This window comes from Halomonas sp. GXIMD04776 (assembly GCF_049808615.1).
Lineage (GTDB): Bacteria > Pseudomonadota > Gammaproteobacteria > Pseudomonadales > Halomonadaceae > Modicisalibacter.
Genome location: NZ_JBNCAN010000033.1, coordinates 32,174 through 41,194 on the forward strand (window position 1 = coordinate 32,174; position 9,021 = coordinate 41,194).

Below are 9,021 nucleotides of genomic sequence, written 5' to 3' on the forward strand. Positions count from 1 at the left end.
GGCCTGCGCGAGAAGATTTATCATGAGTGGCGCCATGAAGGTGAACTCATCGATCGCATTCCGCTGGTGATTCATGGTGGTCGCGGCAAGGGTTATCGTGCCTGGACTCATAAGCAACACTTCCCTGAGAACACCCAGGGGGACTGGCGTATCGACGTCATGACCAACACCGGTCAACGTATCGGCGTACTTCGCTTCAACGTAGCGGAAGAGGCACAAAACGCCATGCAAGCCGATGGCACTGTCCGCGCCCCCGGCGGGATCCCCGGGCTGAATATCAGCCGCTTGTTGCAAGGGTCCTCTTAGCGTTTATTGCCTCACTTTTATTGCACTTGCAATGGACTTACAAGACTTGGACAATCTCCTTATTAGCCTGCGAAGTGATAGCGACGATGCCTGTTATGTCTGAAAGTATCGGATTCAAACTCTCCCGCGTCCCCCGACTGTGGCGTGCCGTGCTCGATGAACGCCTGGCACCCTTGGGCCTGACCCAGACCCGCTGGGTAACGCTCTATCACCTATGGCAGATGGGAGGTGGTCAGGCACAGTGCGATCTGGCCCGAGCCATCGGGGTCGAAGCGCCCTCTCTGGTACGCACACTCGACCAGCTCACCGAGCAAGGCCTGATCGAACGCCGGCCCTGCAACGACGATCGCCGCACCAAGCGTATCTTCCTCACCAGCAAGGCCGATCCGCTACTGGAGCGCATCGACGCTATCGTGACCGAGGCGCGTGGCGAAATGCTCAGCGGTATCACCGAGGAAGAGATAGCGCTCTTCGAAGACGTGCTGACCCGCATCGAGAAAAACGGCTTGCGCATACAGACTCGATTAGCCACTGACGTCTGACGTTCTCAATATGGCCTGTTTTCGGCCGTGGCGCTGTCCTCGCCCTGTTTGCCCAGTGCCTCGCACATAGCCACTAGAGCGGTATGAGTGGTGTCAAATACCTCCGCGCTCTGGGATTCGCCCCACCAGAGCGTCAGATAGCGCCGCTCCGATTCGAGTACCAGAGCATCCTCGGGAAGTTTCTCAAGCATTTGTTCCAGGTCGTCTCGGACCTTCTCGGAGAAGGGTCTGAGCGGCTCGATACGCCAGCGCCATTCCTTTCGATCCTCGGCGACAGGCTTCAACATGTCGCTGGCATATTCCTCTCGCACCAGCACGAAATAGGGCCCGGGGCCATCCTGCGAATAGAGCCAGCGATAGCTGACCAGCCCGGCCGGGGGATGATGCAAGGGTGGTTTGCCGAATTTCACCGTGACCCCCGCCTTTCGCGCGTGCTCGCGCAACTGCCCCAGGCGTCGATCGCGCCGCGATGGGCGCAACCACATCATTGGCGAGAGAATCGCCAGCATGGCGACCAGCATGACCAGCCATAACGTCATCTAAGCACCCTAAAGTTGATATGAATCAGTTGTGTGTGCTTTACGCACGGCCTAAAGTGAAGATATTCAATCTGCGGTAGAGGAAGACGCGTCATGAGCAATGAATACCGTCACGTACTGGTTGCAGTGGATCTGACCAAGGATTCTCACAGGGTACTGGAACGCGCCATCCCCATCGCGCGACGCAACCAGGCCAAACTATCCATCATTCACACGCTGGAACCCTTGGGTTTCGCCTATGGTGGCGACATTCCCATGGACCTGACCAGTATCCAGGACCAGCTGGACGATCATGCCAAACAGCGCCTGGCGGAGATCGCCGATCCCTATGACGTTCCACGCGATGATCAACACGTTGTGGTCGGCATGCCCGATACCGAGATTCACCGTTTTTCCCGGGAGTACGACGTCGACCTGATCGTGGTCGGATCTCACGGACGTCACGGCTTCGCGCTGCTACTCGGCTCTACGTCCACCGGCGTTCTTCATGGCGCCCAGTGCGACGTGCTGGCGGTGCGTGTTGGCAAGGATGGCGAGACCGACGAATAGACGTTGAAGCAAACGGCACTTTCCCTCATCGGCCGCCTGACAGGCGGCCGTTTTCTTGGTCAACTGATCATCATGCGTTGGTGTCACCACTGGCCAGCGCTTCCAGTTCCATCCAGCGCTCCATGGCACCATCCAATTCGGCCTGCTTTGCGGACAAGGCTTCCAATACGCGGGTCACCTCGGCACCGTCCTGCTGATAGAACCCCGGATCGCCCACTTGTGCTTCAAAGGCGGCAATCTCGGCCTCGAGGGTTTCAATGGTCACCGGTAGGTTATCCAGTTCACGCTGTACTTTATAAGAAAGTTTGTTGCCCTTTTTCTTAGTGGGCTCAGTGGTCGCAGTCGAGGTCCCGGGATTTATCTCATCGCCAGCACTTCTCTTGGCCTGCTTCGATACCCCTCGGGCATCAAAATCCCAAGGTGCGGGCGGCAGTTTTCCCCCTTGACGCACCCAGTCACTGTAACCCCCCACATATTCTCGCACCTTGCCCTCGCCCTCGAAGGCCAGCACCTCGGTAACGACGTTATCCATGAATTCGCGGTCGTGGGAGACCAGGAGCAGGGTGCCGTCGAAATCGAGCAGTAATTCCTCGAGCAGTTCCAGGGTTTCGACATCCAGATCGTTGGTCGGCTCATCGAGCACCAGCACGTTGGCCGGTTGAGTAAACAGCTTGGCCAGCAGCAAACGATTCGACTCACCGCCGGACAGCGCCTTGACCGGCTGGCGCGCCCGCTCCGGGGTGAACAGGAAATCCTGCAGATAGCTGATGACATGTTTGTCCTTGCCGCCAACGCTGACCCGATCGCTGCCCTGGGCGACGTTGTCGTAGACGGTCTTTTCAGGCTCGAGCCCAGCGCGCAGCTGGTCGAAATACGCCACCTTCATGTTGGTCCCCAGACGCACCCTGCCCTCGCTTGGCGCGAGTTCGCCCAGGAGAATCTTGAGCAGCGTGGTCTTGCCGGCACCATTACGTCCAATCAAGCCGACTCGATCACCGCGCTGTATTTCCAGATTCAGGTCACGGATCACCCAGTCGTCGCCGAAGCGCTGGCTCACGCCACTTAACTCGACGACGCGCTTGCCGCTACGTTCACCGGAATCGACGTTGATCGCTGCGCGCCCTTGACGCTCGCGACGCTGGGAGCGCTCCGAGCGCATTTTCTGCAGGGCGCGAACTCTGCCCTCATTACGGGTACGCCGTGCCTTGATGCCTTGTCGTATCCAGGCCTCTTCCTGGGCCAGCTTCTTGTCGAATTCGGCGTTCTCACGAGCCTCGACTTCGAGCTCGTGGGCTTTTTGTTCTTGATATTTGGCGTAATTGCCGGGATAACGCCCCAGCTTGCCACGATCGAGCTCGAGAATGCCCGTCGCCAAACGCGAGAGAAACGCCCTATCGTGGGTGATGAACAGCACCGCGCCGGAAAACGCGATCAATTGCTCCTCGAGCCAGGTGATGGTATCCAGATCCAGGTGGTTGGTCGGTTCGTCGAGCAGCAGCAAATCCGGTTCTGACACCAGCGCGCGGGCCAACGCTACTCGACGACGCCAACCGCCGGACAGATCGTTCATGGCGCCATCGGCGGGCAAGCCTAGCTTGGTGAGCACGGTATCGATGCGCTGATGGAACGACCAACCGTCGATGGCCTCGAGCCGCGTCTGCAATTGCGCCATCCGGTCCATGTCCGGATCCTGTGCCTGGATCAGATGATGATATTCCGCCAGAAGCGAGCCTGCCTGGGGCAGCCCTTGAGCCACCACATCGAAGATGGTCATGCCGCTGGCGGCCGGTAGATCCTGTTCCAGCACGCCGATACGCAAGCCTGGCGCACGCCAGATGGACCCGCCGTCCGGTTGGTTGTTTCCGGCCACAAGCCCCAGAAGGGTGGACTTTCCAGTACCATTGCGGCCCACCAGCGCTAGACGCTCTCCTCTCTCCAGCACCAGATCGGCGCCATCGAGCAGCACCTGCGGGCCATAGGCCAATTGCAACTGTTCCAGACGTAACAACGTCACGCGCCTACCTCGCTCACCAACATTTCAGATTGCCTAGTGTAACGCATGACCTGTCTACTGTGGCCCGCTCTGACGCGTTACACTACCTTGCTCAACCTGCAAGGAGTCATGTTTTGCCCTCGCCCCCCGACACCGCCGACGACTTCCTGCCTGAGGCGCTGCGATTCGTCGCCCCGGCTGCATTAGTGGATATCGGCGCCAACCTGACCCACCAGAGCTTTGCGAAGGATCGCGATGCTGTAATCGCACGGGCGCGAGCCGCCAATGTCACGACCCTCATTCTCACCGGGACCGATCTCGAACATGCCGAACAGGCCGTGGAGCTGGCGCGTCAAACGCCAGGGCTGTACGCCACTGCCGGGGTGCATCCGCACGATGCCAGTCGCTGGGATTCAACACTTGCGCGGGGGATGCGGGATCTACACGAGCAGCCGGAGACCGTCGCCGTGGGCGAGTGTGGGCTCGATTTCAATCGCAACTTCTCTACGCCCGCAGACCAGGAGCGCGCCTTTGAGGCACAGCTTGGCTTGGCCGCCGAAACGGGACTTCCCCTGTTCATTCACGAACGGGACGCGGGACAGCGCATGCTGGAGATGCTGCGTGCCTGGCGGGACGATATCGCGGATGCCGTGGTGCACTGTTTCACCGGCGAGCGCCAGACCCTGTACGGCTACCTGGATCTCGATCTGCACATCGGCCTGACCGGCTGGTTATGCGATGAGCGACGCGGCCATCATCTACGCGAACTGCTCGGTGACATTCCTCTGCAGCGACTGATGGTGGAAACCGACTGCCCGTATCTGCTGCCGCGCAACCTGCCCGCCAAACTCAAGGGGCGTCGCCACGAGCCGGCCTTGCTGCCCTGGATCGTCAAAGAGATCGCCCACTGGCGCGGCACCGATGAAACCGAGCTGGCCCGCGCCACCACCGCAACCGCGCGCCGCTTCTTTCGGCTGGAGACAGCACCATGACAGACTTCCCCGGCTTCATCGCCGTCGAGACCGGCGAGGACGATGCGCTGCCTCTCGCCATCGCCTGGGCGCTGCCCGATGGTCAGATCAAGCACACCCTCATTCAACCCGATGATGACTGGTTGGATGACGAGCTGCTCAAGCTGGGGGATTACAGCCTCGAGGAGTTGCGCACCTTCGGCGTCAGTCCGCTGGACGTACTTCGCGAACTCGAAGGCGATCACTACAGCGTCACGCTTTACACGGCGGGAGTGAGCGATGACGAGGCGGCTTTGTCACGGCTGTTCGATGACTTCGGTGTCGATCCATTCGTCGAACTGGCGCCAGCGGAGAGTCTCTATCCGGCCATGAACGGTGGCGACTGGGCACGGGCGCGCAATGAGCTGTTTGGTGAATTGGGGCTGGAGCCGCTGCGCCCTGAACATGAGGTGCAGGTCATGCTGTACCTGCACCAACGTCTTAGCGAGACATCATGACCTGTCTAGGGTAGTTCCTTGCCCTGATGACGCTGCGCATGGCGCCGACCCATGAAGGCCATGAATCCGCCGATGGCCACAGTGGCCATGAAGGCGATGTTACTGCTGCTGGAAATGACCACGCCGATGACACCGATGACCGCCAGGGCCAGCCCCATATAAGCGCTCTTGGCGAACAAGGTGACGGCGGCCACGATCAAGGCGACCAGCGCGCCCCCTGCCTCCAGCCATCCCAGGCCGGCAACGGTCTGCTCCGTAGGATCGTTCTGCATCCCCACGTCGGTACCCAGATAAAGGGAAATTCCCGATGCGATAAGCGCCCAGAGCGAAGCCAGGATGGCAAGAATGGCACCGATGCGATGTAGCATATTTCCCTCCTTGGACGAAATGCATTGCTGCAAACATTCTACTATTACCTTGACTCATCCCTGAGAAAAATCAAGCCTGTGCAATCACACTTCATTGCGGCTCGCAACGATGGTGCGCGAAATGATGATGACCGGAAGCACCCCCACGACGACGATGACCAGTGCCGGCAAGGCCGCCATTTCGAGTAACGAATCCGAGGCGTATTGATAGACATTGGTCGCCAGGGTATCGAAATTGAACGGACGCAGTAACAGCGTCGCCGGCAGTTCCTTCATGGCATCGACGAACACCACCAGAGCAGCAGTCAACAGCCCGGGACGGATCAATGGCAAGTGCACGCGCCAAAGGGTTCGCAGGGTATTCTCCCCCAGCGAGCGCGAGGCCATGTCCATCGAGGGCGTGATCTTGTCCAGGCTCGATTCGATGGCGCCGGCGGAGACCGCCAGAAACCTGACCACGTAAGCGATGATGATGGCGGCCATGGAGCCGGTCAGCAGCAATCCGGTGCTGATGCCGAAGCTATCGCGCATGAAGGCATCGACGGCGTTATCGAACCCGGCCAGCGGGATCAACACTCCAATACCGATTACCGCCCCGGGCATCGCGTAACCCAGACTCGAGAGTTTCAGGGCATGTTGCACGGAACGCGTGCGATCAAGTCGCTTGGCATAGGCCAGCAGCACGCCGATGATCAGCGTCAGCAGCGCGGCGCTGGTCGACAGCGTAAAGCTGTTAAAGGCGTATTCGACAAAGCGATCGGTCCAGGACTGTTCGAAATAGACGATGGCATGGCGCGTTAGCACGCCTACCGGAAAAACGAACCCCAGGCCGAAGGGTAAAAAGCAGGCCAGGGAGGCAAGCCATCCCCAGCCCGTCGCCAGGCGAGGACGCCGATAACAGCGGAATTGATCACCCTTGCCGAATTGACGCTGACGCCGACGAGCATGGCGCTCGATCCAGATCAATCCGACGATGAAGACCATCAAGCACAAGGCAATCTGCGCGGCCCCGCGCACGCTCCCCATGTTCAACCAGACGTTGAAGATACCCGCGGTCATGGTGCGTACGGCAAAATAATCCACGGTACCGAAGTCGTTGAGTGCTTCCATCAAGGTCAACGCCAGGCCGACGGCGATAGCAGGTCTGGCGCAGGGTAGCGCGACGCGCCAGAAGCTCTGAAAACCATTACACCCCAAGGTACGGCTAACGTCCCGCAACGCCGCCGACTGCTCAAGAAACGCGGCACGGGCCAGCATGAACACATAGGGATAGAGCACCAGCGAGAGCATGACCACGGCACCGCCGAGACTTCTTATCTCCGGAAACCAATAATCCCGGGGCGATTCCCAACCAAATAGATCACGCAGCCAGTTCTGCAATGGGCCGGCATACTCAAGCACATCGGTATAGACATAGGCGATGACATTGGCGGGCACTGCAAACGGCAGCAGCAGTGCCCATTCGTAGAAGCGGCGTAACGGAAACTGATACATCGTGATCAACCAAGCGGTGATCACACCGATACTGCCTGTCAGCAGTGCAACCCCCACCATCAGCTTGAGACTGGTCACGATATAACCCGGCAACACCGTTTCAGCCAGGTGCGCCCAGACACCGCCACCGCCATCGCTGCCGGTGAATGCCAGGAAGATAACCGCCAACACCGGGAGTACCACCAGTGCCGCCACCGACCAGGCGGCGATGAACCAGCCCCAGTGGGTACCGATACGTTTCGACGAGACGGTGCTCTGACGTTCGATGAACTCCTCCGTGGCGATCACCGTACCCTTCATGCGACGACTCCCCTAACAACAAAACAGGCTGCCGAACATGCCGGCAGCCCTGAACATTCCATCGATTGTAACGACCACCGGCTCACGCAGGTCTAGCCATCGAAGCCGACCTCATTGATCAGTTCCGTGGCGCGACGGCGTAGAGAGGCAACTTCAGCGAGCGAGACATCGTCGGCCTTGAAGTCGCCCCAGGAAGCGACGGTCTCGGAAGGTTCCACCTCGGGATTGAGCGGGTATTCGTAGTTGACATCCGCGTACATCGACTGGGCAGTCTTCTCAGTCAGAAAGCGCATCAATTCATAGGCGTTTTCTTCGTTAGGCGCATGCTTGGCCAGTGCCATGCCGGAAATATTGACGTGGGTGCCACGACCGTCCTGATTGGGGAATTCGATACGCGCAGCCTCGGCCCAGGAGCGCTGCTCCTCGTTTTCCATCATCTTGCCGTAGTAGTAGGTGTTGCCGATGGCAATGTCGCAGACGCCATCACGAATCGCCTTGACCTGAGCGCGGTCGTTGCCCTGAGGCTTGCGCGCCAGGTTCTCCTTGACATCCTCGAGCCACTGCTTGGTCTCTTCCTCGCCATGCTCGGCGATCATCGAGGCGACCAAAGCGACATTGTAGGCGTCGTTGAACGGTCGAGTGCAGATGCGCCCTTCGAAGCGCGGATCGGCGAGATCCTCATAGGTCTCGATCTCGCCAGGCTCCATACGCTCGACGCTGGTGAAGAAGATACGTGCGCGACTGGTCAGCCCCACCCATTCGTTGTTTTCACCGAAATACTGTTCGGGAATATCGGATTCGATGGTCTCGTCTTCAATGGGCTGAGTCACCCCCTGGTCGACCAAGTCCTGTAGACGCCCAATATCCACAGTCAACACCACATCCGCAGGGGAGTTACGCCCCTCTCGCTTGAGACGCTCCGTCAATCCCTGGTCGCCAAAGATAATGTTGGTTTCGATACCCGTCTCGGCAGTGAACTCTTTGAGGAACGGTTCGATCAAGAAGGGCTGACGGTAGGAGTAGACATTGACTTCCCCTGCATCTTCCTGGGCAATCGCCGCATTCCCTGCAAAGGCGCTTGAAGATGCCAGGAGGGTCACAAGAAGTTTTTTAGAAGCGGACATGGCGTTTCCTTGTATCTATAGGAGTTGCTCGCATAATAACTGAGAATCATTCTATTTATACTTTCATTGCGCAACAACACTTACAGACACATTAATTTCCGGCTGCGACATTATTATCCAGCCGAAGGCGTCGCCAGAGACGATTTCCCCAGGTCGGTTGCCTCGCTCAAGGATCGGCGATGGTGATAGAACGCCCGTAGCGCGCCGTGGAAAGCTTGCGCCCTAGCCCGGATATTGCATCGGGCATGAAAAAAGCGGCTGAAAATCGGTTATAATTCAAGCTCCTACACCAGAATCAACCGCATCAGCCGCCATGACAAAATGTACCATGCCCACCG

10 protein-coding genes are annotated in these 9,021 nt (G+C 58.8%); 5 read left to right on the forward strand and 5 right to left on the reverse strand.

Annotated features, from left to right (window positions below; all coding sequences use genetic code 11):
- The first annotated feature begins 15 nt into the window (after positions 1-15).
- A complete protein-coding gene (locus ACPF7Z_RS18050) occupies positions 16-306 on the forward strand; it encodes a DUF2914 domain-containing protein (RefSeq protein WP_425194639.1) in 291 nt (96 codons plus the stop codon).
- 95 nt (positions 307-401) lie between these two features.
- The gene (slyA, locus tag ACPF7Z_RS18055) at positions 402-848 is read left to right on the forward strand and encodes a transcriptional regulator SlyA (protein WP_425194630.1); all 447 of its coding nucleotides are present in this window, start codon (positions 402-404) and stop codon (positions 846-848) included.
- 5 nt (positions 849-853) lie between these two features.
- Here the strand turns inward: slyA and ACPF7Z_RS18060 are convergent, their stop codons facing one another.
- Complete coding sequence (locus ACPF7Z_RS18060; RefSeq protein WP_425194631.1) at positions 854-1,387, reverse strand: preprotein translocase subunit YajC; 534 nt, start codon at positions 1,385-1,387, stop codon at positions 854-856.
- 93 nt (positions 1,388-1,480) lie between these two features.
- Here ACPF7Z_RS18060 and ACPF7Z_RS18065 point away from each other — a divergent pair, with 93 nt between their 5' ends.
- Entirely contained in the window at positions 1,481-1,936 is a 456-nt protein-coding gene (locus ACPF7Z_RS18065) for a universal stress protein (RefSeq protein WP_425194632.1), read from the forward strand.
- A gap of 70 nt (positions 1,937-2,006) precedes the next feature.
- Here ACPF7Z_RS18065 and ACPF7Z_RS18070 read toward each other — a convergent pair whose 3' ends face one another.
- The gene (locus ACPF7Z_RS18070) at positions 2,007-3,950 is read right to left on the reverse strand and encodes an ATP-binding cassette domain-containing protein (RefSeq protein WP_425194633.1); all 1,944 of its coding nucleotides are present in this window, start codon (positions 3,948-3,950) and stop codon (positions 2,007-2,009) included.
- A 113-nt stretch (positions 3,951-4,063) separates the two neighbouring features.
- Between ACPF7Z_RS18070 and ACPF7Z_RS18075 the strand changes: the two genes are divergently transcribed.
- On the forward strand, positions 4,064-4,921 hold the full coding sequence (locus ACPF7Z_RS18075; protein WP_425194634.1) for a TatD family hydrolase: 858 nt from the start codon (positions 4,064-4,066) through the stop codon (positions 4,919-4,921).
- Positions 4,918-5,397 (forward strand): hypothetical protein, encoded by a 480-nt coding sequence (locus ACPF7Z_RS18080; protein WP_425194635.1) that lies wholly within the window; start codon positions 4,918-4,920, stop codon positions 5,395-5,397. Before ACPF7Z_RS18075 ends, ACPF7Z_RS18080 begins: the two co-directional genes overlap by 4 nt.
- 5 nt (positions 5,398-5,402) lie before the next feature.
- Here the strand turns inward: ACPF7Z_RS18080 and ACPF7Z_RS18085 are convergent, their stop codons facing one another.
- The 3 genes from ACPF7Z_RS18085 to ACPF7Z_RS18095 form a co-directional block, all read right to left on the reverse strand.
- Complete coding sequence (locus tag ACPF7Z_RS18085) at positions 5,403-5,765, reverse strand: hypothetical protein (protein ID WP_425194636.1); 363 nt, start codon at positions 5,763-5,765, stop codon at positions 5,403-5,405.
- Between the two features lie 84 nt (positions 5,766-5,849).
- A complete protein-coding gene (locus ACPF7Z_RS18090) occupies positions 5,850-7,559 on the reverse strand; it encodes an ABC transporter permease (RefSeq protein WP_425194637.1) in 1,710 nt (569 codons plus the stop codon).
- A 92-nt stretch (positions 7,560-7,651) separates the two neighbouring features.
- Positions 7,652-8,683: a Fe(3+) ABC transporter substrate-binding protein gene (locus tag ACPF7Z_RS18095; RefSeq protein ID WP_425194638.1), complete on the reverse strand. Its 1,032-nt coding sequence runs from the start codon at positions 8,681-8,683 to the stop codon at positions 7,652-7,654.
- Positions 8,684-9,021 lie beyond the last annotated feature (338 nt).